Raw genomic sequence first — 26,190 nt, 5'->3', positions numbered from 1 at the left:
ACTAAGTCTCCAACCAGTTCTGAGGTTGCAAATAACGCTCATACAATTCGGCTTCTTCACTACCTTCATCAGGCTTCCAGTCATAGCCCCAGCGTACTTCAGGGGGTAATGACATTAAAATTGATTCGGTCCGACCACCTGACTGTAAACCAAATAAAGTGCCGCGATCATAAACAAGATTAAATTCAACATAACGACCACGACGATGTAGTTGAAAATCGCGCTGCTTTTCACCGTAAGGCGTACCATTTCTGCGTTGAATAATGGGTACATAAGCAGGTAAATACGCATCCCCAATAGACTGCATCAAGGCAAAACTCTTCTCAAATCCAAATTCATTCAAATCATCAAAAAATAAGCCGCCGACCCCACGAGGCTCATCACGATGCTTCAGATAAAAGTAATCATCACACCAGGTCTTAAAGCGAGGGTAGATCTCATCGCCAAAAGGATCGCAAGCGGCTTTAGCGGTCATGTGCCAATGGCGGCAGTCATGATCATTGCCATAGTAAGGAGTCATATCAAACCCACCACCAAACCACCATACGGGTTCTTCACCTTCTTTCTCAGCAATAAAGAAACGCACATTCGCATGTGAAGTTGGTATGTAAGGATTTTTAGGGTGCATCACTAATGACACACCCATCGCTTCAAAACTACGCCCAGCGAGTTCTGGCCGGTGCGCCGAAGCCGAAGCGGGTAGGGCATCGCCAAAGACATGTGAAAAGTTAACCCCGCCTTTTTCAAAGATAGCGCCATCAACAATCACTCGCGTACGCCCACCACCACCTTGTGGTCTTTCCCAGCTATCTTCTACGAATTTTTGTTGGCCATCGGCCTCTTCCAACGCTTGGCAAATACGATCTTGAAGATCTAATAAATAACTTTTTACTGCGTCAATATCGGGTGCAGACATAATCAGCCACTCTCCAATGTCGTCAAATATTATGAACGAACTACGCGACTATCACGCAGATCCTGTATACGGGTTGGTTGGGCCGAATCACCTAGGGCCCCTGGAAGGTAGTAATCCAAGCCATGACCAAAGTAAGTACTTACTCTCAACAAAGTCTTTGCAGGCTCTGTCCCGGAGAGGTTTGCCGACGTAGAGACCACAGGCCCATCAAATGCATTACACATTGCGACAATACCTGGATGAGCACTTATTCTAACGGCAACAGATGTGTGCTGCCCTTTAATCCAAGACGGTATGATATTAGTAGGGTCAGGAATCAACCAAGTATTTGGTCCAGGCCAACTGCTCTTTAGACGAGCTAAACTTTCGTTATCTAGATGGTTTAACAACGGTTGTATCTGCAGCATACTCGCGGCAACCAAAATCACCCCTTTATCCACTGGGCGTTTCTTCAGCGCTAATAACCTTTGCACTGCTTTTTCATTATACGGATCGCACCCCAAACCCCATACTGCTTCTGTGGGGTAGGCGATAACTCCACCACCGTGCAATATCCTGGCGGCCTGAGAGAAATGCCACTGATTCATGCCAAAAACTCTTTGTATTAAAGCCGGAAAACTACCTGTTTCACAGCCTACTTGCAACTGTACTTGAGTGTATCAACGTATCCTACGATAGCCACCACCTGTAGCTTCAATCCAGCCAAGTAACTCTAACTCTACTAAGTTTGATTGCAACTGGCAGTCTATACTACCCATGCGTATGGTAATCTCTTCCAGTAATGTTTGCGAGAAATCGACCGCACTCAATATCGTATTTTGAATATCCGATAGACCTTCTTGAAATTCGTTCTGATTCCCCGCAGCCTCTATATTTTCAGACACCCGCAGCAACAAACCCAGCATGACCGATAGCTCATCCAATATATGATCTACAGACTCAACTAGTACTGCGCCCTCCCTAATAAGCGCATGACAACCTCGACTCCCGGGATGATCAATAGAGCCTGGTAATGCAAACACTTCTCGCCCTTGATTGAGCGCCATTCGTGCGGTGATTAGAGAACCACTTTTCAAGGCAGCCTCTACCACCAGAACTCCAGTCGAAAGCCCACTGATTATCCTGTTGCGCCTTGGAAAGTGTGCAGCCAATGGTCCTGCGCCTGGTAACAGCTCAGTGATCAGAGCCCCACCTGTCTCTAATATTTTTTCTGATAATTTCTGATGACGACGTGGATAAATCCGATCACTTCCTGTGCCCATCACAGCGACCGTAGGTAAACCCAGATCCGCAGCCGCCTGATGCGCAGCACCATCAATACCCAATGCCATACCACTCGTTACCACAAAGCCTCCTGCCGAAAGCGCTCTAGAGAACTGGTAAGCATGACGTAACCCCGCTGCGCTCGCATTACGGCTACCCACAACGGAGACCATGGGCAAATGTAAGGCGTTAATATTACCTTGCAAGAACAACATTACAGGATGATCGGGGGCTTCTCGAAGAAGAGCAGGGTAAGCATCATCATCTGCCAACAAACATTGAACGTTTATAAGCTGCAGCTGCTCAACAAGCTGCTGTGTTGAATCCCACAAAGGCCCTCGCTGCATAACGTAATTATGCAGCTGAGCTTTTTGTAGCTTGTTTAACCGAGGAATATTACTTGAAGTAGCCTGCTGGCTATCTTGATCTGCTATCAGCTTCTTAGGTGTCCATTTACCACGGAATAACTTACCTAATGTTGCAGGGCCTATACCCGGCAACTGACTGATAGCGATCCAATCCTTTGGATCGCTTGGCATAGTACGCTCTCATTTTTTCTAATTGGTATTATTTCTTAATTATCAGCGTCAGGAGAACGGATCGTATCCCCGATAGACAACACATTTGTTGCTGTCATGATCAAACCGTAACTGACTTTTTCATAGGTTTTAAAAACCATTAACGTGCCAGCCTCTTCAGCTGGAAGTGTGACTTTCTCTTTAGTAAGAGGGTCTTTAATCGTTTCACCACGAGTGAATACCTTAAAGACATGTCCTGTTTTTAAGCCTTCACGTTTACCCAAATTAATAGTCACGGCATCGTAACGACCAATTTTGGTTACACCGCGCAAGACAGCAAGGATCTGACCTTTCGATTCAAGAGGTGCCGCTACTGGATAAAAAACCGACTGTATGCGCGCTTCAGGAGCAGGAATAACACGGTCTAATACACGAACTTCTTCACGAGATTTAATAATCTCCAAGCTCGTAATATCACCATTTAAAGCGCTAATTCTCGCTTCCGCTACTTTTAGTAACTCATAGCCCAACAACTCTTTAGTGCTAGGGTCGATATACTCTTTGGCAGGACGGTAAACGTTTTGTGCTATATGCCCTTGATCAATTTCACCACGCGCATAAATTCGATCACCTGCACCCGCAATAATTCGCTCATTACGACCACCCAGTACATAAGGGGTTTTCTTCAGTAACTCTTCATCCAGTACAACGTTATCACTGAGGAAGGCATACAAGTCTTTTAATGGAATAGCGGGAATCGCACTATCAAGTTTAGAAACGCGAGCACGCGGTTGCATGCGATCATTTTTAAAACTTAATTTCGGCTGGCCATTCACCCATGTGAGATAAAGAATGTCTCCTGGGTAGATCCAATGCGGGTCATCAATCTGCGGATTTACATCCCACAGTTCAGGCCAGCGCCAAGGTTTTTTCAAAAAGTGTCCTGAAATATCCCACAGAGTGTCGCCTTTAACGACCACATATTCTTGAGGATAATTCTCTTGCAGCTGTATTTGATCAGCTCTTGCTTGCACTTGAGTAGGCGTTGACAAAGCAAGCCATGAAGCCAAACATATACCAAACAGTCTTTTCATCTCAGTTCCCTTGCTGAGTGCCCGGAATGATCCATTGCACCTATAATAAACAATGGTAAACGACAAATGCATCGTAGCGCCATATCAGTATAATAGGTTAAATGATATTTTGTGCCGAATATGGCTCTTATAATAATTTTGTGAAGAATATGTGAATTTATGGCCCTGTTAACCGTTCTAGAATTTCCTGATCCACGACTGCGCACCATCGCAGAGCCCGTTGAACACGTCGATGATGCATTACGCCAAGTGATCGACGATATGTTTGAAACCATGTATGACGCGCCTGGTATTGGTCTTGCGGCAACACAAGTCAATATTCATCGTCAAATCATCACTATTGATGTATCAGAAGATAGTGATGAACCTTTGGTGCTGATAAACCCTTCATTTGAATCTATCTCGGATGAACTTGAACAGATGCAAGAAGGCTGTTTGTCAGTTCCGGGTTTTTATGAAGAAATTAAGCGCCCCAACCATATTCGTGTAAAAGCTTTAGATCGAAATGGCGAATCTTTTGAAATGGAAGCGCATGATCTACTGGCCGTTTGCATACAGCATGAGATTGATCACCTTAATGGCAAGCTGTTCGTTGACTACCTATCTAACTTAAAGCGAAGCCGTATTCGCTCTAAGCTAGAAAAAATACATAAACTTGAACAGTCTAACTAGAATTGTTCGATATTGATTACCAACAGGTTTGCCAGATGCAAGCCTGTTTTTGTTTATGGACACCTAATGACAACACCTTTAAGAATTATCTTTGCTGGCACACCTGACTTTGCAGCGAGCAGCCTAGCGGCTCTCATTAAGAGTGAACATCAGGTCATTGGCGTTTACACTCAGCCCGACCGCCCCGCAGGTAGGGGCCGTAAGCTTAAAGCCAGCCCCGTTAAATCACTTGCCCTTGAGCATGATATTCCGGTGTACCAGCCTCAACGTCTTAAAGGGGAAGTAGAGCAAGCTGAGCTAGCATCGCTTAATGCAGACCTGATGGTTGTCGTGGCTTATGGGTTATTACTGCCTTTAGCTGTCTTAGAAGCGCCCAAGCGTGGCTGTATCAATGTCCATGCCTCTTTACTACCAAGATGGCGCGGAGCGGCTCCTATTCACCGCTCACTACTTGCGGGCGATGCTGAGACTGGCATAACGATTATGCAGATGGATGAAGGTTTAGATACAGGTGATATGTTATTTAAAAACACCTGTCCTATTTTACCGGATGACACCAGTGGCAGCTTGCATGACCGCTTAGCCACTTTTGGCGCTAGTGCCTTAGTTGAAACACTCCAGCTGCTTCAATCAAACCAACTCAACCCTCTTAAGCAAAACGACGCTGATGCGTGTTATGCACACAAGTTAACAAAGGAAGAGGGGCTAATCGACTGGTCGAACGCTGCAAAAACTATCGATAGGCAGGTGAGGGGGCTTTCACCTTGGCCCATTGCTTACACCTCTCTAGGTAACGATAACTTGCGTATACTAAGCGCAACTCCTCAGCCAGAAGTAGAAAACGTTAGCGCACAACCCGGCACTATCATAGAAACACACAAAGACCGCATCATTATTGCTTGTGGTAACGCTACAGCACTTGGTGTGACCCGTCTCCAACTACCGGGAGGCAAGCCACTAGCGACCAGAGATGTGCTTAACTCTCGTAAAGAGCTCTTCTCTACAGGAGTACAATTAGGCATATGATTAACGTTCGTGGTTTAGCCGCTCTCGCCATCGCGCCTCTGCTTGAAGAAAGGGGTTCATTAAAGCAATCGTTAGCTGACTCATTACAACAGTGCGATGAAAAAGATAAGTCACTCCTTAGGCAAATATGCTTTGGTACCGCTAGAAACTACCCAAAACTACAGCTAATAGCCGACGCGCTACTTGAAAGACCGATTCGCAAATCTGACACACACATCCGCGCATTACTACTTGTGGGTCTTTATCAGTTACTAGAGATGCGAATTCCGGCCCACGCCGCCATTAGCGAAACTGTTGAAGCGGCACACCAACTGGATGCGATGAGAGTTACTGGTCTTCTTAATGCCGTTCTTAGACGTTTTAACAGAGAAAAAGATCAAATCATTGAAACCTTATATGATGAGCCAGTTTTCTTGTTTAATCATCCGAGTTGGTTTATAGAAAAACTTAAACACAACTGGCCGCATTTTTGGCAAGAAATTCTGGTGCAAAATAATCAACAAGCACCAATGACAATCCGTGTAAACCAGCAACATGTTTCACGTGAAACATACTTATCCACTTTGGCTGATATGGATATTAATGCGACCCCATGCCTTTATTCTGAACACGGCATAACACTTGCCACACCCATCGATGTATCAAACCTTCCAGGGTTCGATGACGGAAATGTTAGCGTACAAGACGAAGCAGCCCAGCTGAGTACATCGTTATTAGCAGCACAAGAGGGCGAGCATATCCTCGATGCTTGCGCAGCTCCGGGCGGAAAGCTATGCCATTTATTAGAATCAGTGAAAGGCATTTCAGTTGATGCATTAGAAATATCTGAAAAACGAGCCAACAGAATTAACGAGAATCTTGAAAGGCTTAGACTTAATGCAAAACTCATCATTGGTGACGCATCCATGAATGAGTGGTGGGATGCCACTCAGTACGACAAGATTCTAGTAGATGCACCATGCAGCGCAACGGGCGTGATTCGCAGAAACCCAGACATTAAGATTTTGCGTAAAGCAGAAGAAATTTTAGCCATATCAAATCTTCAGCTGAAGATACTTAATAATTTATGGGACATGCTAAAAAGTGGCGGGACGTTAGTTTATGCGACATGTTCAATTTTCCCTCAAGAAAACGAACGTCTTATCGAACGTTTCTTAAAACAGCGCGAAGACGCGAGCCACCTCCCTATTGAGGCAAGCTGGGGAGTAGAAAGGCCATACGGAAGACAACTGTTCCCTCAGCCAAATGGCCATGACGGATTCTTCTACGCAAGCCTAAAAAAAGCTGACGATTAACCTTAGCGGAAAAGCGGATGAAAATAGTTATTCTAGGAGCAGGTCAGGTTGGCGGCACGCTTGCAGAAAACCTAGCAAACGAAGCCAATGACATCACTATTGTCGATACTGATATAAATCGATTACGTGAGCTGCAAGACCGATTGGACATCCGCACCGTGGAAGGTAACGCATCTTACCCAAGCCCTTTAGCACAAGCGGGAGCCCAAGATGCAGATATGCTTATTGCGGTAACCAACAGTGACGAAGTAAACATGGTGGCGTGCCAAATAGGGCAAACTCTATTTAACATCCCAACCAAAATAGCGCGCGTCCGAGCCCATGATTATCTAGAACAAGACAAGCTCCTCTTTAATAAAGAAGCCATGCCTATTGATGTACTAATCAGCCCAGAACAATTAGTAACTCAACATATTAAGCGACTGATCCAGCAACCCGGCGCACTACAAGTGCTCGACTTTGCTGATGGCAAAGCCCAACTTGTTGCGGTTAAAGCTTACTATGGTGGCCCTCTGGTAGGCCGAGAAATAGCTTACTTACGTACGCATATGCCTGCAATCGACACCCGTGTTGCTGCTATTTTCCGACAAGGCAAACCAATCATTCCTCAAGGGGATACTGTCATCGAGGCTGATGATGAAGTGTTCTTTATTGCTGCCAAGAAAGATATAAGAGCAGTAATGAGTGAGTTACGCCGTTTGGATAACCCTTATAAGCGTATCATCATTGCCGGCGGCGGTAACATTGGGGCTCGTTTGGCCAGCAATATAGAGTCTGATTTTCGAGTCAAAATTATTGAACGCAGCATGCAACGCTGCAACCAACTCGCACGCACACTGAATAACACAATTGTTTTGAATGGTAGCGCCTCAGACAAAGAACTATTGTTAGAAGAGAACATTGAAGACACCGATGTATTCTGCGCATTAACGAATGATGATGAAGCAAACATAATGGCTTCGATGCTGGCAAAGCGCCTTGGTGCAAGAACCGTCATGACGCTCATCAACAACCCAGCGTATGTAGACCTTGTCCAAGGTGGTGTCATCGACATTGCTATATCACCACAGCAGACCACCATTGGCGCTCTACTAACTCATGTGAGACGCGGCGATGTAGCGGCAGTACATTCTTTACGCCGTGGTGCTGCGGAGGCTCTAGAAGCAGTAGCACACGGCGATAAACGCAGTTCCAAAGTAGTTGGCCGTGCCATTGAAGATATAGACCTTCCCCCAGGCACCACTATTGGGGCCATCGTACGAAACGATGAAGTGTTAATCGCGCATGATGATGTTGTGGTTGAAAACGGAGATCATGTGATCTTATTTTTAGTTGATAAACGACGCATTAGCGAAGTCGAGCGGCTATTCCAAGTCGGCCTCGCATTCTTCTAACCCTGAGATCTCGTCATGCACTATCGCGTAATACTAAGAATTTTAGGCATACTTTTAATGGTGTTCAGCATTACTATGCTGCCGCCAATCGCTGTTTCATTATTCTATGATGATGGCCATGACTACGCCTTTGTAGGTGCCTTTGCGATTACTATAACCACCGGATTTCTCATATGGCTACCAGTTTATCGTGTTCGACAAGATTTAAGAACACGAGATGGCTTTCTCATAACAGTACTATTTTGGGTAGTACTGGGGATGTTCGGAGCCGTCCCATTAATACTTTCACAAAGCCCACATCTCATCGTTGTAGATGCCGTTTTTGAATCCCTCTCAGGCTTAACCACAACCGGGGCGACCGTCATAACCGGCATTGACACTCTCCCCAAATCCATACTCTACTACCGCCAACAGCTTCAATGGCTTGGTGGTATGGGTATCATCGTTCTCGCCGTTGCAATACTCCCAATGCTGGGAATCGGGGGGATGCAGCTATACCGAGCAGAAACGCCAGGACCAGTAAAAGACAGCAAGCTAACACCACGGATCACAGAAACAGCAAAAGCACTCTGGTATATCTATCTATCGCTCACTATTGCCTGCGCACTAGGTTACTGGGCCGCGGGCATGACTCCCTTTGATGCTATAGGCCATAGCTTTTCAACCGTAGCTATAGGTGGATTTTCAACACACGATGCAAGTATTGGTTACTTTGACAGCTCTGTTATCGAAGCAATCTGCATCTTCTTTATGGTGATTTCTGCCGTAAACTTCAGTTTGCACTTCTTTGCATGGCGCCAAAAAACCATACTGCATTACTTCCAAGATCCTGAGTTTCAATTTTATGTAAGCATACTCGCTGCTGTCACACTGATCACAATGCTCGTACTTATTAGCACAGAAACATACGCACCAATTGAATCTATGCGAAAATCTATTTTCATGGTTGTTTCTATAGCGACCACCACAGGTTTTGCTACAGCAGACTTTGCGCACTGGCCCGTCATGTTGCCATTCATGCTATTTGTAGCGGCTTTTGCTGGAGGTTGTGCAGGCTCTACCGGCGGCGGTATGAAGGTGATTCGCGTATTGCTTATTCTTAAGCAAGGCTACCGAGAGATCATGCGGTTAGTACATCCCAATGCGGTAATACCCGTTAAGCTTGGCAACAAACCAATCTCTGATCGCGTGCTAGAAGCAGTATGGGGCTTTTTCTCTGTGTACTTGATTGTATTCATTATCATGCTAATTGCACTACTAGGAACAGGGCTTGATCAAGTCACGGCATGGTCTGCGGTTGGTGCAGCACTGAACAACTTAGGGCCAGGCCTGGGTGACGTTGCCGTTTACTATGGCAACCTAAACGAAACAGCCAAATGGATACTGTGCTTTGCTATGCTACTAGGGCGCTTAGAAGTATTTACACTACTCGTACTATTTACGCCAGCATTCTGGAAACGCTAGTCTCAGTGCTTCCGATAGGGCCTTAATACACCTTCAGGCTGATGATCAAAACGCTTATATTCCCACTGATACTGCTCAGGAAGCGCTCTAACACAGCGCTCTACTGAGCGATTCATCCCGTCAATTGCTACTGACAGGTCTTTCTCGTAGATAGAAGGGTCTGCTTCAATGAAATGAAGATTAAAGCCTTCACCATTTCCCAAACGCTCGGCATAACCACAGATAACCTTAGCCCCCGTTTGTTTGGCGAGTTGTGGTAGCAGCTTCATAGTGTAAGCAGAATTACCAAAAAAAGAAGCGTACTCACCACCAATAGCTGGCTCTTGATCGGGCAGTATTCCAACCATCTCACCTCGCTTAAGTGCCTTCATAACAATCCTGACACCTGAAGCATCAGCAGCAGCAAGCTTTGTACCTAAGCGTGCCCGCATCTTTTTAATCATATCGTCCATCAATTTTAGTTTTGGAGGACGATACATAGCCGTAAAAGTATAACGACCAGACAAATATAAATTGAGAATTTCCCAGTTACCAAGATGAGGAGCAATCAGGATAACGCCCTTACCATGTGACAAGCTCTCTTCAACGAGTGACTCATTATTTACTTGCTTAATAGTTTTAAGAGAGCGCGCGGGAGGCCATAACCAAGACATACCCATCTCTGAAAATGTCTTACCAGTTTCTATAAGGCTGGTAGTAATAAGCTTCTTTTTTTGTTCGGGAGACAGCTCAGGAAAACACAGATCAACATTAATCTTAGTAATACGATACAAGTTTGAGCCATGATTTTTTGATGATCGCTTACCAATAAAAGCACCTAACGACTGAGCCCACTTTAATGGAAGTAATGACATCAACCCTAATACTACAATAGCGAGAATAGCTTTCAAGTGCTTCATCGCACGCCCTCAAAACAAAAATGACATTATATATAATCCTGCTCAAAAAAATTAATAAAACAGATATTCATAATTAATTTGTACTAATTACTACAATTAGCTGAGCTCACATTTAACAGGATACCACCCACTTAGATGATTTCGGCCCGTTGTGCTGCGTTTTGAAAAGGAAAAACAAAGCCAATGGTGTATAATTTAGCGCTAAATTTTTCACTCTATTTCAAAATGGTGGTTTCCGTGACGGACAATGTGACTCCGGATGTAAGTACGTTCCAGGGATTGATCCTGGCACTCCAAACCTATTGGGCTGAACAGGGCTGCGTTATCATTCAGCCTCTGGATATGGAAGTGGGTGCGGGGACATTCCATCCTGCTACATTCTTGCGTGCAATAGGGCCAGAGACATGGCGCTCAGCCTATGTTCAACCAAGCCGACGCCCAACAGACGGCCGCTATGGTGAGAACCCAAACCGCCTGCAACATTATTATCAATTCCAAGTTGCACTGAAGCCTTCACCAGATAATATCCAAGAGCTGTATTTGGAATCACTACAACGTGTTGGTGTTGACCCACTGGTCCATGATGTGCGCTTTGTAGAAGATAACTGGGAATCACCGACATTAGGTGCTTGGGGTTTAGGCTGGGAAATCTGGCTTAACGGAATGGAAGTATCGCAATTCACATACTTTCAACAAGCCGGCGGATTAGAATGCTACCCCGTTACAGGTGAGATCACTTATGGCCTTGAACGTATTGCTATGTATTTGCAAAACGTCGATAGCGTATATGATCTCATTTGGGCAAAAAGCCCGGACGGCAGCGTAGTGACCTATGGCGATGTATTCCACCAAAACGAAGTAGAGCAATCTACTTACAACTTTGAACACGCCGATGTGCCAAAACTTTTTGAGAATTTTGATCACTACGAAGCAGAATGTAACAAGCTTCTTGAAGTCAATTTGCCACTACCAGCTTACGAGCAAGTTCTAAAAGCTTCTCATACATTTAACCTGCTTGATGCTCGCCATGCCATTTCGGTGACAGAACGACAGCGCTATATATTACGCGTTAGAACCTTAGCCCGCGGTGTTGCACAAGGCTACTATAACACGCGTAAAGAGCTTGGCTTCCCGCTGGCGCCTGAAGCATTACGCAACGAAATATTAGCAGCTCATCAGGAGGATAAGTAATGACAGCACGTGATTTCCTGGTAGAACTCGGTACTGAAGAGTTGCCACCGAAGGCCCTCAATAACCTATCTAATGCCTTTACCAAAGGCATTACCGATGCCCTGACTAAAGCCAATATTAGCTTTGGAGAAGTCAGTTCATTTGCAGCTCCGCGCCGCTTAGCCGTTAAAATTTCTGCATTGAGCAGCGAACAACCCGATACCGCTGTTGAGAAACGCGGCCCATCTTGTAAAGCACCGCAGCAAGCCATAGATGGCTTTGCTCGCTCTTGTGGTATTTCGGCTAGCGAGCTCGAAGTGCTTGAAACTAACAAAGGTGATTACTTTGTATTTCGCGCAACAGAAAAGGGTAGCGATACCATTTCGTTGCTGCCTAGCTTTATACAAGATTCAATTAATGCACTACCCATTCCAAAGCGCATGCGCTGGGGTGCGAGCCGCATTGAGTTCGTAAGACCATCTAAATGGTTAGTAATACTATTTGGAGATGAAGTAGTTCCAGCTGAAATTTTGGGTGTGACTTCAGGACGCAAAACACGCGGCCATCGCTTCCATTACAACCAAGAAATTGAGTTGATGGCAGCCTCCGAGTATGAAGAAAAACTACTTTCACCAGGCTATGTCATTACTGATTTTGCAAAACGCCGCGCTAAAATTGAAGCTCAGATCATTAAAGCAGGCAGCGATATTGGTGGCACAGCAGAAATCGACCCTGAACTGCTTGATGAAGTTACTGCCCTAAATGAGTGGCCAGTCGCACTTACTGGCCGCTTTGAAGAGCGCTTTCTTGATGTTCCTCCTGAAGCACTCATTCTATCCATGAAAGAAAACCAGAAGTACTTTCATGCAGTAGACAGTGAAGGCAGCCTGATGCCTTACTTCATTACTGTTGCCAACATTGAATCTAAAGACCCTCAACAGGTTATCGCAGGTAACGAAAAAGTTATTCGTCCTCGCTTAGCTGATGCTGCATTCTTCTTTGAGACAGATAAGAAGACTACACTTGAGTCACGAGTGGAAAAGCTATCTAGCGTAGTTTTTCAAAACCAATTAGGCACTGTACTTGATAAAGCCAAGCGCATTTCTGAGTTGGCAGGCTATATAGCAGAGCTTCTGAACACTGATGTAGATAATGCTAAAAGAGCAGGGTACCTTTCAAAAGGTGACTTACTTAGTGACATGGTATTCGAATTCACAGACCTCCAAGGCCTCATGGGTTATCACTATGCATTGAATGATGGTGAAGCTAACGAAGTGGCTACAGCTATCAACGAGCAATATCTTCCAAAATTTGCTGGGGACGAACTGCCTGCAAGCAATGCCGGTATTGCTGTTGCCTTGGCGGATCGTTTAGATACACTGACTGGCTTGTTTGGTATCAAGCAGCCACCTACAGGCTCTAAAGACCCATTCGCACTTCGTCGTGCTTCATTAGGTATCCTTCGCATTATCATTGAACGCGAATTAAACCTCGACCTAACAGACGTTGTTGCTAAAGCGGTTTCTTTGCATAAAGATTTACCCGCTGCAGATACTGCAACGAAGCAGGTAACAGACTTTATGCTGGAGCGACTACGCGCATGGTATGAAGACAAAGGGGTTTCTATTGATAGCTACCTTGCCGTTGTTGCTGTTCGTCCAACACAACCTTTAGACTTTGATAAGCGTGTTAACGCTGTAAATAACTTTAAGGCATTGCCACAAGCCGCATCACTGGCTGCTGCGAATAAACGTGTTTCTAACATTCTTGCCAAAAATAAAACCAGCGAATCAGCTTCTGTCGAAGCACCACTACTTAACCAAGCTGAAGAAGTTGCTCTAAACAACAGTGTTGATGCATTGCAAAGCCGTATACAGCCACTTTTCGAAGCCGGTGACTATACCAAGGCACTTGCTGAGTTAGCTACACTCCAGACTGATGTTGATGCGTTCTTCGATGCTGTAATGGTTATGGATGAAGACATTAAGGTTCGCAATAATCGTATAGCGATTCTTGCCAAGCTTCGTGCTTTGTTCTTACGTACTGCAGATATTTCGTTGCTGAACAGCTAAACAATACTTATTTTACTGTATATAAAAAAACCGGCTTAGGCCGGTTTTTTTATTGCCTGCTATTACAATGTTTCACGTGAAACATTAGGCTTAAGCACTTTTATTTAAAAAGCCACGTCCAGGTAAACGAACACCCAATATTAAACCATTGCCTAACAAAACCAATAACAAGCCAACCACGCTGCTAAGGCTCCACACATAACCTTCAAAAACGGTCGAAAGGCTAAGCGCGACAACAGGAAACATTACAGTCGCATAGGCTGCTTTGTTAGCGCCAATACGACCAACTAAAGACAAGTAAGCAGTAAAGCCTATAACCGTCCCAATAATAGCCAAATACAGCAGACTCCCGACATAACGAGAACTCGAATCCCATATCAAAGGCGTACCAGTAATCCATATCAAGCCTGCAAGAAAGAGTGCACCATAGATCATTGCATAACCATTGCTTGTTAACGGCTTCAGCCCTTGTTTGCTGTGCCTCAAGGAAATCATATTTCCTAATGAGAAAAGGTATGTACCCAATAGCCCCAAACCAATTCCTTTTAAATCAGATAGCTCAAAACCGTTACGGCTAAGCTCAGGCCAAAACATTAAGCAAAGCCCAAACACGCCTAAAATTCCTGCGAAAAAAACTTCAGAAGAGGGGCGCTCTCCCCAAAACAATCGACTATTCATTGCGTTGAATAAGGTGGCAGCAGAGAAAATAACTGACAACAGCCCACTAGCAATAGTATGACTTGCTGTGTAAAAACATACGAAATTCATTGAGAACAAACATACACCTTGCAGCAGCATAAAGCCGTGATCCGCTCGCGTTGTGGTTTGTACACGTCGGAACAAGTAGAGCAACGGCAGCAGCACTACACCCGCAATAGCAAAGCGATAAAATACTGATGCGAGAACAGGCACCTCACCTGCCTGCCAATGGATGGCTATCCACGTCGTACCCCAAATTAATACCGTGTTTAAATATAAAAATGCATTCATGGCTTTCTCCTAAGACCTAGCATGCTAAGACTTATTCCTAGGAGCAGATATCATGATCTTGCTATTTTGTTCTTATCTTGCGGTTAGCTGGTAGCAACACATCAATTAACAAACACCCTGTCAAACACTGGTGATAGACTAAAACCATGACGCAGCTAATTACCGCACGAGAACATAGCCCCTGTAAGCAGCCATCCAGTAGGGTGGATGACACACTAGCGGCCTCAAATGCTGTACAAAGAAATATCTGTGAACTACCTGGAGGTCTTAGCTTTGCCCATTGGGCTAACGACTGGGATCGTGTGACCTACCAAAACCTTAGTCACCATACACTGAGTATTTATCTTCAAGGTGGAGGCACGCAGGTCCGTCGATGCGATCTACCGCAACTCAGAGGGGAACCAGGCAGTGTTTGTCTTTTCCCGGTTGGGCATGATTCAAAATGGGAGATAGAAAGCCATCTTGAATTCATACATCTGTACTTCAGTGACGATGCTATTCGAAAGCTAGCCATCACGGCTTTCGACCTAGATCCACGCTGTATAGAATTGCCTGACTTAACCTATGTAAATGATCCGCAGTTAGTACAAATACTGCATAACGAAGTCTTGCCACTGCATTGGCAAGACAGTAGTGACTTCCTAGCTTTGCAACAGGGCAGCGAAGCAATAATGCTGCATCTGCTTAAACAGCATATACGCCTTGGCACTGCACCTGAGTTATTTCGTGGGGGTTTAACAACAGCTGTGCGTAATCGTGTTATTGAATACCTTCACAGCAGATTAGGAGAGGCCGTATCATTAGAAGATCTTGCTGGCGTAGCACAGCTGAGCCCCTTTCATTTTAATCGAATGTTCCGAACGAGCATGGCATGTACTCCACACCAATACCTTACCCAACTAAGAATTGACCATGCTAAAGAGCTACTAGCCAGTTCACAGCATGAAGAGGAGCTGACATCCTTAAGCGCTATAGGACTACAATGTGGCTTCAGTAACCAAAGCCATTTTGGGCGTACCTTCAGGCAGTATGTTGGTATAACCCCCGCTCAATATCGCAAACTAATACGCGAGTGACTCATAGTAATGCCGGGTAGATAAGACGAACTACAACAAGAAAAACTATCCATCTGCGGGGGTGTTCACAGAGCAAGTGCCTCACCTAACAGAGAACTTACCGCGTTTAGTAAAGGGTCTTGGTTACGTCTAGAAAGGTGTGCAAATAGTACTCTAACCGTACTTTGCACCTCACACAGCAATTCCACATCACCATTAGTGAGTGCATCCTTAGCTGCATTAGCATGTAAGAGGCCGATACCAACACCACCCGCAATCAAGGTGCGTGTAACGCTTTCACCATCAATACTGATAACTTGCTTAGGCTGTATCGAATGTTCCTGAAATAGACGCTCTGCTGCACGCCCACAGCAAGTACTAGACGTAGGACATATCCAAGGCAACTCTGCGAGCACAGACCAGTCTAGGGGCTGCTCAATAGCCACCAGCCCTAAAGGCGCCGCTAAAAAAATACCAAAGCGAGAAACCTCTACCGTAGTAAACATTGCATCGGATTCTCCCACTTCACTGTAGAAACCCGCATCTAAATGCGCATCACGGATACCGTTAAGAATATCGAGCGAAGTTGCATATTGATGAACAACTACCTCTAGCTGGGGATAGCTATCAGAAAGGCGCATAAGCAGCTGACCTAGTATTTCTGTACTCTCGTTACCACCAGCACCAATATGCAACTTCCCAGAAACACTCTCTTTAATACTGGCGGCTTCCTCAATAAACTCTCGATGCACTAATAAGGTGTGCTCTGCTTTTGCAAGTAACCGCTTACCGTCGCTAGTCAAACTCATTCCTTTAGGAGTACGCTCAAACAAGGTAAGACCCAGTGTTTCTTCAATGGCTTTTATATGTGCACTCACCGCAGGTTGACTTAAATAAAGCCGTTCAGCTGCGCGAGTGATACTCCCTTCTCGCGCAACAGTCACTAGTGTTTTTAGTTGATGAATTTCCATTTAGTTCCTACCAGAAAGTTCTTACTATGATCTATCAATAAAAAAGAAGAGCCTCTTAAAACACGTCTAGAAAGTGCCACCACAATATGTCTAGTGGAATCAATATTAGCGTGCTACAGACGAACAATGCTATGCACAACTTGCTCATTGCACCCAACGGTAGGTTACCCAGCTGCATAGCCATAATTAAGGGTGGAGACTGATAGGGCAAAAACACGTTGGAAAAGGCTAAGACCTGTGTCATGAGTACTGTGCCCAAAGGTAAACCTGTAATGCTCGCCAAGTTATCACTAATAGGACTCATAACCGCGGGCACACTCGGTAAACTTGCCAACAATGCAACCAATGTAGAGATTACCGTCAACGCGATAACATTCCACAACGGTCGCTCGCTTGAAAAGCCAGCGAACCCACTCAAACTTTGTACCATTACTTCACCCAAGCCAGTTGAAGAAATAACCGCACCTAAGCCCATAATGCCCGCGACAAAAAAAAGTGACCCATACTTTATATCTTTATCTAAGCAGTTTTTTGAGGTCAGGTTAGAATACGGCCAAAGGCAATAAAGTGCAGCGGCTAAGCCTACCCACCCAGGGGAAATATGATGAATACCATCACAGAGCCAAAAGGCAAGACACACACCCAGCAAGGCAACTAAGTGCCATTGCGTAGAGTTCATTGCGACGTTATCGTCTTTATATAACTCTTTATGGACAGGGTCTCTGTCTGGAAACATCCAAACAATGAGTAAAACCAAGCAGCCCGCTTTAATAAGACCTAATACAGGAAAGTGCAGCAGCAAATAGCTCCAATAAGAAACGTCGTATGCATATAGATTTTCTGCCATTCCAGCCAAAATCATATTAGGTGCATTGGAAGGTAAAATAGCGAACGCGGGTAACCATGTACCGAAAGCCGCCGCCGTAAGCATTCCTATGCGCCCATTAGAGGTTGAGCTGTATTCCATATGATCCGCAAGAGCAATAATAATAGGAATCAATAAAACAATACGTCCCATCGAAGAGGGCATCACAAAAGCAAGTAAGACGCTAAAGACAACAATACCTAAAATAACACGGCTATAGCGCAACCCTAACATGCGTGACAAAAGGCCCGCTGCACGTTTACCAATTCCTGTATGGCGTATAGCTACACCAATAACCATACCGCTAAATAACAGCCAAAAAGTTGATGAGTGAAAGCCTGAGAACACAACCTCTGCAGGTGCTATTTCAAAGACCACAGCAACGAGAAAAAACGCCAGCGCTGGCCAATACTCAGGAACGGCAGCCGTGGCCCATAAGCCAATACAAAATACCGTTAGCCCAGCGACAACAGCCATATCGATAGAGACAAACTGTACCGCGGTCCCTGCAGCACATATAGCAGCAACTACGATAATAAAAATGTGCCATATACGATTATTGAGTATCTGTAAGAGTCTATTCTTCAGTATTGATGAACTATTGGTTTCGACAATATTTTCTGCCAATGGGCTATTCGAAGGGGATGTTTGTTTTGTCATAAATAAACCTTGCTTGCGGCACTTATCCTGTAATGGGGTAACTTTGCCACCTAAGCACTAGGCTAATCTAATTGTTTATCTGGAGGTTCTACCTCAGAAAAATTGAGGTAGATAATTACTTGTATACGAGCGTTGCTAGCATGAGTGACGGCAAGGTGTCGGTATTGATGAATCAAGAAATATATAAGCTTTACTTAAAAAGTAAAAAGTAAAAAGTTTTCCTATTTCAGTTTGGTTTCAGCTGCTGGTTTTAAAGTAGCACCATCAACAGCGAAACACGCTGAACTACTTTAAGGAAATGACCATGAAAACTTTACTAACTACAGCTCTTCTTTCTTCTGCTCTTTTAACTTCTCAGGCATTCGCCGGTGGTTTAAATAATTTTTCTGCTCAGTCTGTTGAAGCTAACCTAGCTACGGGCCATGTGGCAACTGCCCAAGGTTTTGCATCTGTTGGTAGCCCACTATCTGACTTAGGTGCTTCTGTACAAGCCCATTTGGGTAATGGTAATAACAACCTAGTTAACGCTTATAGCACGACAGTTGCGCTGACAGGTTTAGTCGCTCCCACTGGATCCACTGAAGCCCAACTATAATATTGTGATATTGCATAAGGGAGGCACGACCTCCCTTAAACATTCCAACAACTATATAAAAACTTTACATTACTATTGGCATGTATTATCTGTCGGGATAACGTTGCAGCCAAAGCACTACGGTAATCCTGCCATTCAGACAGATAACAGACTGCCCGAGTAGTTCTTATCTAAATACTGTTAAATAGAATACTGAGCCAGTAGCAGTGTTTGCATTTCAGACTAATTGCTCTAGCGCTGTTGAAGTAACAATTTTCTCTAATTGCGGTAACTCTGCTAGCTGTTGGCGTACATGAGTCAAGCGCTCCATTGATCGAGCCTCTACAAACACTAATACATCCGTTGCTCCACTCAAGGCATGTGCTTGGCGAACTTCCACAATCGCTTTTATGCTCTGTTTCACTGCAGGCAGGTCGAAAGGCCTAAACGTCAACTCAAAATAAGCACATACGCTTTGCTGCTCCTGTATATCTCCTCTCTCAATGGTGTAACGACAGATCACTCCTTGGCTTTCAAGTTTACGGATACGGTCATTAACCGCCGTACGTGATAGACCAATAGATTCACCTATTGCAGCCAATGGCTGTCGGGCATTTTGCGCAAGAAGGTCAAGAATGGCGCTGTCAAATTTATCCATTACAGCTCTCTCATTACTTTTATATTTTCACAGATAAATAACACAAATCACCTCTACCGATAAACTGCTCTTATTCACGGCAATCTTACTGAAATAACGTCACTTTAACAGCAAATTCAACGCATTTAGCAGCAGAGGTTACAAGCCTATTTTCGTAAGCTTATAAACACACAGACGACGTCTTTTATCATCATATAGGTCTTCATAATGACATTGCCACTCACTGAACACATTCTCTATACCCAAGACCAGTTACACATCGAAGCATGTAGTATCGAGTCGATTGCGGCAAAAACTACTACACCTTTTTATTGCTACTCTAAAGCCCAGCTGTTATCCAATATTCATCATTGTCAAGCAGCGTTCAAGCCTCATGGCATGGATATTCACTATGCGATGAAAGCGAACAGCAATCTAAGTATTTTAAGGCTAATAGCCGACCAAGGATTAGGTGTTGACCTCGTATCTAGTGGAGAACTACTGCGCGCTCAAGCAGCTGGCATACCCGAAAAATCAATGATATTTTCAGGAGTAGGTAAAACGACGGTCGAACTCACGCTGGCTATTAATGCGGGTGTTGGTCAATTTAATGTGGAGTCGGTAGAAGAGCTAGAGCTACTCGCTACGCTGGCAACACAACACGCTAGATCAATTAACGCGGCTCTTCGTGTTAACCCTGATGTAGCAGTCGATACTCATAAAAATATCACAACAGGGCGCAAAGGGAATAAATTCGGCATCACGATCGAACAAGCCTTATCTCTCTATCAGTGCTATGCAGACCACCCTTGGATAAAGCTGAGTGGGTTAGCAATGCATATAGGGTCACAAATCCAAAGCGTTACTCCTTACCGCCAAGCGATTGAGAAATTGATGGCTTTGGCAACAAAACTCGAAGAAGCGGGCTTTTCTATTAACAGCCTAGACCTAGGGGGAGGTTTTGGTGTGGATTATGGGGATGGAGCGAACTTAGATTTAGTGTCAGTTGCTCAAGAAATTGCTCGTTCTACAGCCAATTTCAGGGGCCGTATTATCGTTGAACCAGGGCGCTCTCTAGTAGCAAACGCGGGAGTGTTGGTTTCACGTATAAGCTACATCAAAGAAGCACAGCCCAACCCATTCCTGATCCTTGATGCAGCTATGAACGACTTAATGCGAGCTGCTCTCTACCAAGCATCACACCCCATTGTACCAACCAATACTGATAATGACTCTGCTATACGTCACTATGACATTGTCGGTCCTATCTGCGAAAGCACTGATACCTTTGCGCGCAGCTACCCATTGAGCAAATCACTGAAAGCAGGCGAGCTCGTTGCTTTTCTCTGCACGGGTGCTTATGGGTCGGTGATGAGTTCAACTTATAACAGCCGAAGTATTCTGCCAGAGCTACTGGTTAGCGGTACTGAAACGCAGATTATTCGTAAAGAGATCACACAAGCCCAACTCATAGAATATGAGCTGTAAGCCTTATACCGCTCTTAAACGCTCTTAAACGCTCTCAGCGATACATAAAACAGCGACGGCACTTGCCGCCGCTGAGGTTTAAGCCCAAGAATTAAAGCCTACGACCATCCTTTTTTACGTTGTTTAGCATGATGAGATGAAACAGAGCGGTAAAAGCGAGTTTTGGCTCGATCATTAGCGCGCTTTTCAGCCAACGAGGCACTATTAAAAGCTTGCTCTTGCATTAGTTTGTTAAAGCTAGCTAAGCGCCGGCTCTCTAACTCTCCAGATGCAATAGCCGCTTGAACTGCGCAACCCGGCTCGTCCTGATGATGACAATCACTGAATCGACATAGCTTTTCTAAGTCGCTAATGTCAGTAAAGGTCTCTTTAACACCTTGTTCGCAGTCTGCAATTTGTAGCTCTCGCATCCCAGGTAAATCTAAAAGAATCCCTCCACAAGGCATAAAATGCATAGTTCGCGCTGTGGTAGTGTGCCGACCTTTATCATCGGCATCACGAATCAAGCCTGTTGCTTGTTCTGCATACCCTAGCAAGGTATTGATCAATGTTGATTTTCCCACACCAGAAGAGCCTAGCAACGCAATCGTTCTTCCTTCACCGCACCAAGCATCTAAGCCTTGAATACTCGTAGCATCAAGAGCATTGACGGCCTCAACAACCAATAGAGTATCAAGTGCCTGAACCTTGCGAACATAACTCATCGCATCTTCACAGTGGTCCGCTTTGGTCAGTACCACAACAGCGTCTGCACCAGCGTCTTTCACAAGAGACAAATACCGCTCGATACGGTTCAGGCTGAAATTGCTATTGAGTGAGCACGTAACAAAAACTGTATCAACATTTGCAGCTATAGATTGGGATACCAACTTGCTACCCGGTGCTTTGCGCGAGAAAAACGACAACCGATTTAACGCCCGATGAAAGCGGCCTTTTCCATCAAGTAAAAGCCAATCACCTACAGTAAGAAGCGGCATATCACTGGCAAGTGGTAACCTTTGCTTTCCGTGTAGATTAATCAGTTCGAGGTAAGAACGGTGCTGCGCTACAACGCGTGAAGGAATAAAAACATCCCACTCCTCGAGAGAAAGCTGTTGCTGAAAAAAAGAAGTCCAACCCAATTGGGATAAAGAGTAATTTGTAGTCATAGTAAGCCCTGACGCATAAAAGCATCATAGAAACGTTTCATCAGGGGCTGGTAAGCCCCGGCTTAGAAACCGGGCAGAGAAATCAGGTGTTACGTGAGATCAGACGACTGCCCGGAAGGTGTTGACTACAAACATGAATACCCTCCAGTGCGGAATTAGTTATAAAACACCACTAACTTAACAGTTTAACGTTACTGGTCAAGTACTAAAAACTAGCAGTACAAGCGCACATCAACTTATCTGTATCAAGCGATTCTCTCGTTTTACAAATCTTTACCTAGCTTTACATTTTCAGTTATTAATAACCGATAGGGGAGCCGTTAAACTTCCATCTCCTAATATCGTTTGAGCAATTAATATGGATACCCTATCAAAGTTTTCTAAACACACTGTCGCTCTTCACTGGTTGATTGCCTTTGCGATGATCGGAAGCCTCGCATTCGGGCTCTATCTAGAAGAGCTGCCTCGCTCTCCTGATAAAGGTTTCCTCATTGGCATACATAAGTCGATCGGTGTGTTGATATTACTATTTGCTCTCTACCGCGTGGTACATCGGCTGCGCAGTAAACTGCCGCAACCTCTGACAGTCACGCCGCTATGGCAACAAAGGTTTGCAACCGCTGCTCATATATTCTTACTTGCTGGAACTGTGTTTATGCCTATCTCAGGAATCTTAATGTCAGTTGGAGGGGGCCATTCCGTAGGCGTGTTTGGGGTCGAGTTAATCGCGGCAGGAGAGGGCAATGAGGTGATAGGTAATATAGGAGGAACAATTCATGGTTTAGGAGGCAAGCTGCTGATATTGGCCGTTGTACTTCATGTCGTCGGTACGTTAAAACACCACTTAATTGATAAAGACGGGACACTCAGACGTATGCTTGGTGCACGCGTCTAGTTTTGAGCCTCTAAACGCACTCATTTCACTTAATATACAAGCAGCCGCGGGGCTGCTTTTACTTATACTTTTCTTGCATCTGCGAGAGCATGCTCTCTCTTTCATAAGCGGTAATATACTCAAGAAATGTATGTGCAACGACAGAAAGTTTTTTAACCTGCAAGTTCGCAAGATACCACTTAGTTGTAATAGGTAATTGCTGTACGTCCAGCACAACCAACCCTCCACTGCCGCCAAACGCAAGCGTATGACTGGAGAGAATAGAAACACCGAGCCCAGACATCACCGCATGTTTTATTGCTTCATTGCTTTCTATGGTCATCCTCACATTTGGCCGAATCCCATGTTGGGAAAAGTGCTGTTCTATTGCGTGACGAGTACCAGACCCTGCCTCGCGGATCAAAAACGGCTGATCAGCAAAGGCCTCTAACGAAATGTTTTTTTCACCGGCAAGTGGATGATTCTTTTGAGCTATCGCTACCAAAGGGTTCGGTAAAAACTCATGTAAATGCAGCTTAGCGCTTTCAGGCGGGTGATGGAAAACATAGAAATCATCCTCGCCTGTCGCTAACCGATCCATGATCTGCTGACGGTTACCAACTTTAAAATTTATATCAATATCAGGATAGAGCTTTAAAAACTCCCCTAAGAGGTGCGGTATAAAATATTTTGCGGTAGTCACAACCGCCAAACGCAATGTACCCACCTTCAACCCTTGAAGGTCGGATAGCTTCATTTCGAGCCGCTCTATACCATTTAACACATCACGGGCGCTGTTAATAACTTCTAAGCCAGCCTGTGTGAATACTAGCTTACGCCCTACATGATCGTAGATAGGCACTCCCACCGCATCAGAGAGCTTCCTTAGCTGCATGGACACTGTTGGTTGCGTTAGGAACAACTTTTTCGAAGCCGCGGTGATTGATCCCGTCTGATAGACAGCCAGTAGAATTTCTAATTGCCGGAATGTTCCAATCCGCGAGTGTAACTTAGCCATAAAAAGCGACCCAATGAATAGATAATTATCTATTTATAACATAGTTATTATCAATTTCTATCTATATAGAAAGCACCACATAATAATTCTAGCGCTCTTTCTAGAAGTCCAGTTATTCAAGTTGAGAGAAAAGCAGTCAACGATAATGTCAGTAATCTCGTCATTTAACACCTGAGGTGAAATAATGAAAAAATTTGCACATATCTTCACAATATTGGCTTTTTTGTTTTCCCCTTCTTTACTCGCAGAAAATATGCAAAATGATGATATAGATAGTACCTATGTTGCTGGCTTTTTAGCTGGTGCACAGTTAACCGATCGTGTCATTATTAAACGCTTTAATACTTATATTAAAAACGAGGAACCATCAGACTTTTTCAAGAGAGCATTTAAAACTCGTGTAGGTGAGCGCCAAGCGGCTGTACCAGCCACATACTATGCCGGTTTTTGTATCCCAGAGAAAACTTCAGAAAAAACTGTAATAAGCGCTATTCTTAAAGAAGTTAAAAGCGCCAACAGTAGCAAAGACTTACAAAAAGCCAGTGCTGTTTATCTAGCTTTACGAAATCTTTATCCCTGCCAACAGTCATAAGTGCTAATTGGGAATAAATAGGTGAAATCTTGCGCGAAATAATTAAACATACATCTTTTGTGAGTTTTATACAGTTTGAGCTAAATCTCAAAGGGAGATCATAATGAAGCGCAAGCGCAGGCCTTTAGGGAAAGGGAAAGAATACATAGCGCCTTGGGAGCTCGCATTTGACAAGGTGCTCTCGCCAATAGATGAATTTATTCACAGGCAAACGACTAGTGGTGTTTTGCTGATGCTCTGTGCTGTTATTGCTCTGTTTATTGCTAACAGTTCAATGGCTCATCACTATCATGACTTTTTTCAGCTCTATTTCACTATCGGGCTAGAAAGTTTCCAACTATCCAAATCACTGCACCACTGGATCAATGATGGCCTTATGGCTATATTTTTCCTCGTTGTAGGACTGGAATTAAAACGTGAGCTTCTAGTGGGCGAGCTTGCTAATGTGAAGCAGGCACTGTTACCGATTATTGCTGCTGTTGGCGGAATGCTAGTACCCGCTTTGATTTATATATCCATCAACCCAAGCGGCCACACCCTAGATGGGTGGGGCATCCCAATGGCAACTGATATAGCATTTGCGTTAGGGGCCTTAGCATTATTAGGAAATAGAGTTCCGCAAAGTCTTCTGATGTTTCTAGTCGCTCTGGCTATTGTGGATGACTTAGGTGCAGTAATAGTCATTGCGCTTTTTTATACTGAAAGCCTCAATGTAACTGCACTAGTGTTGGCGGGCTTCTCAATTTTCATTTTGATTTGCTTCAACTTGGGAGGCGTACGCACCTTACTGCCCTATATACTCATAGGCATTATCCTATGGATAGCCATGCTCAAGAGTGGTATTCATGCCACATTGGCAGGGGTTATATTAGCCTTTACGATTCCCATGAAGCCCAAATATGACCCGAAGCGATTCCTTTCTCAAATTCAGGAGGGTGTAGAGAAAATAACATCTGCCTTTAAAAAGAATGAAAACATACTCGTTAACGATGCGTTACGCTCTCGTGTCCGCGCACTTGGTAATGGGGTTAACCTAGTACAAGCGCCTGCTCAAACGCTTGAGCACAAGCTACATCTTTCATCAGCCTATCTCGTTATTCCTATTTTTGCGCTTGCCAATGCAGGCGTACCGATAGACTTTGGAAATATTGGTGGTGTTCTGTCGCATCCGGTAGCGATGGGTATAGGCCTAGGCCTAGTATTCGGCAAGCTGATCGGGATCGCTGGTTTCACCTGGGCCGCTGTAAAACTGGGAGTAAGCGAGCTGCCTAAAGGCCTCAATATGAACCATATAATTGGTGTTTCATTCATGGGGGGAATAGGTTTTACCATGTCTATTTTCATCGCAGAGCTAGGCTTTGTGAACCACCCAGAAGACTTATTGATGGCTAAAACAGGGATTCTATTTGCTTCACTTACTGCAGGCTTAGTTGGATTTACATGGCTTTATCTGACATCTAAAAAGCAGCACAGCAGTGATGATGAACCAGAATTAGTGCCTGAAAATCCTCATCATTAGTTCATTGAAGCAACAC

24 protein-coding genes are annotated in these 26,190 nt (G+C 44.5%); 13 read left to right on the top strand and 11 right to left on the bottom strand.

The genetic code is table 11. The features are described from left to right. Nucleotide 1: 1 nt before the first annotated feature. The 4 genes from hemF to G511_RS0102675 all read right to left on the bottom strand — a co-directional run bounded on the left by hemF (nt 2) and on the right by G511_RS0102675 (nt 3,791). A complete protein-coding gene (gene hemF, locus G511_RS0102690) occupies nt 2-916 on the bottom strand; it encodes an oxygen-dependent coproporphyrinogen oxidase (RefSeq protein ID WP_028468261.1) in 915 nt (304 codons plus the stop codon). A 29-nt stretch (nt 917-945) separates the two neighbouring features. Continuing rightward, on the bottom strand, nt 946-1,503 hold the full coding sequence (tsaC, locus tag G511_RS0102685; RefSeq protein WP_028468260.1) for an L-threonylcarbamoyladenylate synthase type 1 TsaC: 558 nt from the start codon (nt 1,501-1,503) through the stop codon (nt 946-948). Nucleotides 1,504-1,575: 72 nt separating this feature from the next. Continuing rightward, nucleotides 1,576-2,718, bottom strand: coding sequence for a DNA-processing protein DprA (dprA, locus tag G511_RS0102680; protein WP_028468259.1), 1,143 nt, complete (start codon nt 2,716-2,718; stop codon nt 1,576-1,578). A gap of 35 nt (nt 2,719-2,753) precedes the next feature. Further along, complete coding sequence (locus G511_RS0102675) at nt 2,754-3,791, bottom strand: LysM peptidoglycan-binding domain-containing protein (protein ID WP_028468258.1); 1,038 nt, start codon at nt 3,789-3,791, stop codon at nt 2,754-2,756. Between the two features lie 159 nt (nt 3,792-3,950). Here G511_RS0102675 and def point away from each other — a divergent pair, with 159 nt between their 5' ends. From def to G511_RS0102650, 5 genes are all read left to right on the top strand, one after another. Then, nucleotides 3,951-4,463, top strand: a complete 513-nt coding sequence (gene def / locus G511_RS0102670; RefSeq protein WP_028468257.1) for a peptide deformylase — start codon at nt 3,951-3,953, stop codon at nt 4,461-4,463. Between the two features lie 66 nt (nt 4,464-4,529). Further along, on the top strand, nt 4,530-5,489 hold the full coding sequence (gene fmt / locus G511_RS0102665) for a methionyl-tRNA formyltransferase (protein ID WP_028468256.1): 960 nt from the start codon (nt 4,530-4,532) through the stop codon (nt 5,487-5,489). Next, the gene (gene rsmB, locus G511_RS0102660; protein ID WP_084628987.1) at nt 5,486-6,784 is read left to right on the top strand and encodes a 16S rRNA (cytosine(967)-C(5))-methyltransferase RsmB; all 1,299 of its coding nucleotides are present in this window, start codon (nt 5,486-5,488) and stop codon (nt 6,782-6,784) included. Before fmt ends, rsmB begins: the two co-directional genes overlap by 4 nt. A gap of 17 nt (nt 6,785-6,801) precedes the next feature. Continuing rightward, nucleotides 6,802-8,178, top strand: coding sequence for a Trk system potassium transporter TrkA (gene trkA, locus G511_RS0102655; RefSeq protein WP_028468254.1), 1,377 nt, complete (start codon nt 6,802-6,804; stop codon nt 8,176-8,178). 15 nt (nt 8,179-8,193) lie between these two features. Continuing rightward, complete coding sequence (locus G511_RS0102650; protein ID WP_028468253.1) at nt 8,194-9,642, top strand: TrkH family potassium uptake protein; 1,449 nt, start codon at nt 8,194-8,196, stop codon at nt 9,640-9,642. A 2-nt stretch (nt 9,643-9,644) separates the two neighbouring features. Here the strand turns inward: G511_RS0102650 and G511_RS0102645 are convergent, their stop codons facing one another. Next, nucleotides 9,645-10,541 carry a lysophospholipid acyltransferase family protein gene (locus G511_RS0102645; RefSeq protein WP_028468252.1) on the bottom strand — a complete coding sequence of 299 codons (897 nt, stop codon included), beginning with the start codon at nt 10,539-10,541 and terminating at the stop codon, nt 9,645-9,647. 225 nt (nt 10,542-10,766) lie between these two features. On the opposite strand from G511_RS0102645, the gene glyQ reads away from it, so the two are divergent. After that, a complete protein-coding gene (glyQ, locus tag G511_RS0102640; RefSeq protein WP_028468251.1) occupies nt 10,767-11,732 on the top strand; it encodes a glycine--tRNA ligase subunit alpha in 966 nt (321 codons plus the stop codon). After that, a complete protein-coding gene (gene glyS, locus G511_RS0102635; RefSeq protein WP_028468250.1) occupies nt 11,732-13,783 on the top strand; it encodes a glycine--tRNA ligase subunit beta in 2,052 nt (683 codons plus the stop codon). Before glyQ ends, glyS begins: the two co-directional genes overlap by 1 nt. A 90-nt stretch (nt 13,784-13,873) precedes the next feature. On the opposite strand, the gene G511_RS21600 is transcribed toward glyS, so the two are convergent. Next, on the bottom strand, nt 13,874-14,773 hold the full coding sequence (locus G511_RS21600) for a DMT family transporter (protein WP_051221461.1): 900 nt from the start codon (nt 14,771-14,773) through the stop codon (nt 13,874-13,876). Nucleotides 14,774-14,919: 146 nt separating this feature from the next. Between G511_RS21600 and G511_RS0102625 the strand changes: the two genes are divergently transcribed. Next, nucleotides 14,920-15,849, top strand: coding sequence for an AraC family transcriptional regulator (locus G511_RS0102625; RefSeq protein ID WP_051221459.1), 930 nt, complete (start codon nt 14,920-14,922; stop codon nt 15,847-15,849). 65 nt (nt 15,850-15,914) lie between these two features. Here G511_RS0102625 and G511_RS0102620 read toward each other — a convergent pair whose 3' ends face one another. Both G511_RS0102620 and G511_RS0102615 read right to left on the bottom strand, forming a co-directional pair. Then, entirely contained in the window at nt 15,915-16,799 is an 885-nt protein-coding gene (locus G511_RS0102620; RefSeq protein ID WP_028468248.1) for a LysR family transcriptional regulator, read from the bottom strand. 55 nt (nt 16,800-16,854) lie between these two features. Further along, a complete protein-coding gene (locus G511_RS0102615; protein WP_084628986.1) occupies nt 16,855-18,324 on the bottom strand; it encodes an SLC13 family permease in 1,470 nt (489 codons plus the stop codon). A 304-nt stretch (nt 18,325-18,628) separates the two neighbouring features. Between G511_RS0102615 and G511_RS0102610 the strand changes: the two genes are divergently transcribed. After that, nucleotides 18,629-18,919: a hypothetical protein gene (locus G511_RS0102610; protein WP_028468246.1), complete on the top strand. Its 291-nt coding sequence runs from the start codon at nt 18,629-18,631 to the stop codon at nt 18,917-18,919. Nucleotides 18,920-19,136: 217 nt separating this feature from the next. On the opposite strand, the gene G511_RS0102605 is transcribed toward G511_RS0102610, so the two are convergent. After that, a complete protein-coding gene (locus G511_RS0102605) occupies nt 19,137-19,556 on the bottom strand; it encodes an Lrp/AsnC family transcriptional regulator (RefSeq protein ID WP_028468245.1) in 420 nt (139 codons plus the stop codon). 207 nt (nt 19,557-19,763) lie between these two features. Here G511_RS0102605 and lysA point away from each other — a divergent pair, with 207 nt between their 5' ends. After that, nucleotides 19,764-21,023 (top strand): diaminopimelate decarboxylase, encoded by a 1,260-nt coding sequence (gene lysA / locus G511_RS0102600; protein WP_051221457.1) that lies wholly within the window; start codon nt 19,764-19,766, stop codon nt 21,021-21,023. A 98-nt stretch (nt 21,024-21,121) separates the two neighbouring features. Here the strand turns inward: lysA and rsgA are convergent, their stop codons facing one another. Beyond that, complete coding sequence (rsgA, locus tag G511_RS0102595) at nt 21,122-22,171, bottom strand: ribosome small subunit-dependent GTPase A (RefSeq protein WP_028468243.1); 1,050 nt, start codon at nt 22,169-22,171, stop codon at nt 21,122-21,124. Between the two features lie 358 nt (nt 22,172-22,529). Here rsgA and G511_RS0102590 point away from each other — a divergent pair, with 358 nt between their 5' ends. After that, the gene (locus G511_RS0102590) at nt 22,530-23,066 is read left to right on the top strand and encodes a cytochrome b (protein ID WP_028468242.1); all 537 of its coding nucleotides are present in this window, start codon (nt 22,530-22,532) and stop codon (nt 23,064-23,066) included. Nucleotides 23,067-23,124: 58 nt separating this feature from the next. Here the strand turns inward: G511_RS0102590 and G511_RS0102585 are convergent, their stop codons facing one another. After that, nucleotides 23,125-24,063, bottom strand: coding sequence for a LysR family transcriptional regulator (locus G511_RS0102585; RefSeq protein ID WP_028468241.1), 939 nt, complete (start codon nt 24,061-24,063; stop codon nt 23,125-23,127). 184 nt (nt 24,064-24,247) lie between these two features. Here G511_RS0102585 and G511_RS0102580 point away from each other — a divergent pair, with 184 nt between their 5' ends. Together G511_RS0102580 and nhaA are read left to right on the top strand one after the other, a co-directional pair. Continuing rightward, nucleotides 24,248-24,655: a Rap1a/Tai family immunity protein gene (locus G511_RS0102580; protein ID WP_028468240.1), complete on the top strand. Its 408-nt coding sequence runs from the start codon at nt 24,248-24,250 to the stop codon at nt 24,653-24,655. A gap of 103 nt (nt 24,656-24,758) precedes the next feature. Continuing rightward, on the top strand, nt 24,759-26,174 hold the full coding sequence (gene nhaA / locus G511_RS0102575) for a Na+/H+ antiporter NhaA (protein WP_028468239.1): 1,416 nt from the start codon (nt 24,759-24,761) through the stop codon (nt 26,172-26,174). The last annotated feature ends 16 nt before the right edge of the window (nt 26,175-26,190 follow it).

Source organism: Neptunomonas japonica DSM 18939 (assembly GCF_000422765.1).
Classification (GTDB): domain Bacteria; phylum Pseudomonadota; class Gammaproteobacteria; order Pseudomonadales; family Balneatricaceae; genus Neptunomonas; species Neptunomonas japonica.
The sequence above is the reverse complement of the archived record's forward strand: the minus strand, read 5'-3'. Positions and strand labels throughout refer to the sequence as shown.

Coding starts and splice junctions, on each gene's coding strand:
- G511_RS0102585 (WP_028468241.1), bottom strand. CDS start 24,063: ATGGCTAAGTTACACTCGCGGATTGGAACATTCCGGCAATTAGAAATT.
- G511_RS0102620 (WP_028468248.1), bottom strand. CDS start 16,799: ATGGAAATTCATCAACTAAAAACACTAGTGACTGTTGCGCGAGAAGGG.
- G511_RS0102590 (WP_028468242.1), top strand. CDS start 22,530: ATGGATACCCTATCAAAGTTTTCTAAACACACTGTCGCTCTTCACTGG.
- tsaC (WP_028468260.1), bottom strand. CDS start 1,503: ATGAATCAGTGGCATTTCTCTCAGGCCGCCAGGATATTGCACGGTGGT.
- glyQ (WP_028468251.1), top strand. CDS start 10,767: ATGGTGGTTTCCGTGACGGACAATGTGACTCCGGATGTAAGTACGTTC.
- G511_RS0102615 (WP_084628986.1), bottom strand. CDS start 18,324: ATGACAAAACAAACATCCCCTTCGAATAGCCCATTGGCAGAAAATATT.
- rsgA (WP_028468243.1), bottom strand. CDS start 22,171: ATGACTACAAATTACTCTTTATCCCAATTGGGTTGGACTTCTTTTTTT.
- dprA (WP_028468259.1), bottom strand. CDS start 2,718: ATGCCAAGCGATCCAAAGGATTGGATCGCTATCAGTCAGTTGCCGGGT.
- G511_RS0102645 (WP_028468252.1), bottom strand. CDS start 10,541: ATGAAGCACTTGAAAGCTATTCTCGCTATTGTAGTATTAGGGTTGATG.
- G511_RS0102605 (WP_028468245.1), bottom strand. CDS start 19,556: ATGGATAAATTTGACAGCGCCATTCTTGACCTTCTTGCGCAAAATGCC.
- G511_RS0102625 (WP_051221459.1), top strand. CDS start 14,920: ATGACGCAGCTAATTACCGCACGAGAACATAGCCCCTGTAAGCAGCCA.
- fmt (WP_028468256.1), top strand. CDS start 4,530: ATGACAACACCTTTAAGAATTATCTTTGCTGGCACACCTGACTTTGCA.
- def (WP_028468257.1), top strand. CDS start 3,951: ATGGCCCTGTTAACCGTTCTAGAATTTCCTGATCCACGACTGCGCACC.
- G511_RS0102610 (WP_028468246.1), top strand. CDS start 18,629: ATGAAAACTTTACTAACTACAGCTCTTCTTTCTTCTGCTCTTTTAACT.
- G511_RS21600 (WP_051221461.1), bottom strand. CDS start 14,773: ATGAATGCATTTTTATATTTAAACACGGTATTAATTTGGGGTACGACG.
- lysA (WP_051221457.1), top strand. CDS start 19,764: ATGACATTGCCACTCACTGAACACATTCTCTATACCCAAGACCAGTTA.
- hemF (WP_028468261.1), bottom strand. CDS start 916: ATGTCTGCACCCGATATTGACGCAGTAAAAAGTTATTTATTAGATCTT.
- G511_RS0102580 (WP_028468240.1), top strand. CDS start 24,248: ATGAAAAAATTTGCACATATCTTCACAATATTGGCTTTTTTGTTTTCC.
- nhaA (WP_028468239.1), top strand. CDS start 24,759: ATGAAGCGCAAGCGCAGGCCTTTAGGGAAAGGGAAAGAATACATAGCG.
- trkA (WP_028468254.1), top strand. CDS start 6,802: ATGAAAATAGTTATTCTAGGAGCAGGTCAGGTTGGCGGCACGCTTGCA.
- glyS (WP_028468250.1), top strand. CDS start 11,732: ATGACAGCACGTGATTTCCTGGTAGAACTCGGTACTGAAGAGTTGCCA.
- G511_RS0102650 (WP_028468253.1), top strand. CDS start 8,194: ATGCACTATCGCGTAATACTAAGAATTTTAGGCATACTTTTAATGGTG.
- G511_RS0102675 (WP_028468258.1), bottom strand. CDS start 3,791: ATGAAAAGACTGTTTGGTATATGTTTGGCTTCATGGCTTGCTTTGTCA.
- rsmB (WP_084628987.1), top strand. CDS start 5,486: ATGATTAACGTTCGTGGTTTAGCCGCTCTCGCCATCGCGCCTCTGCTT.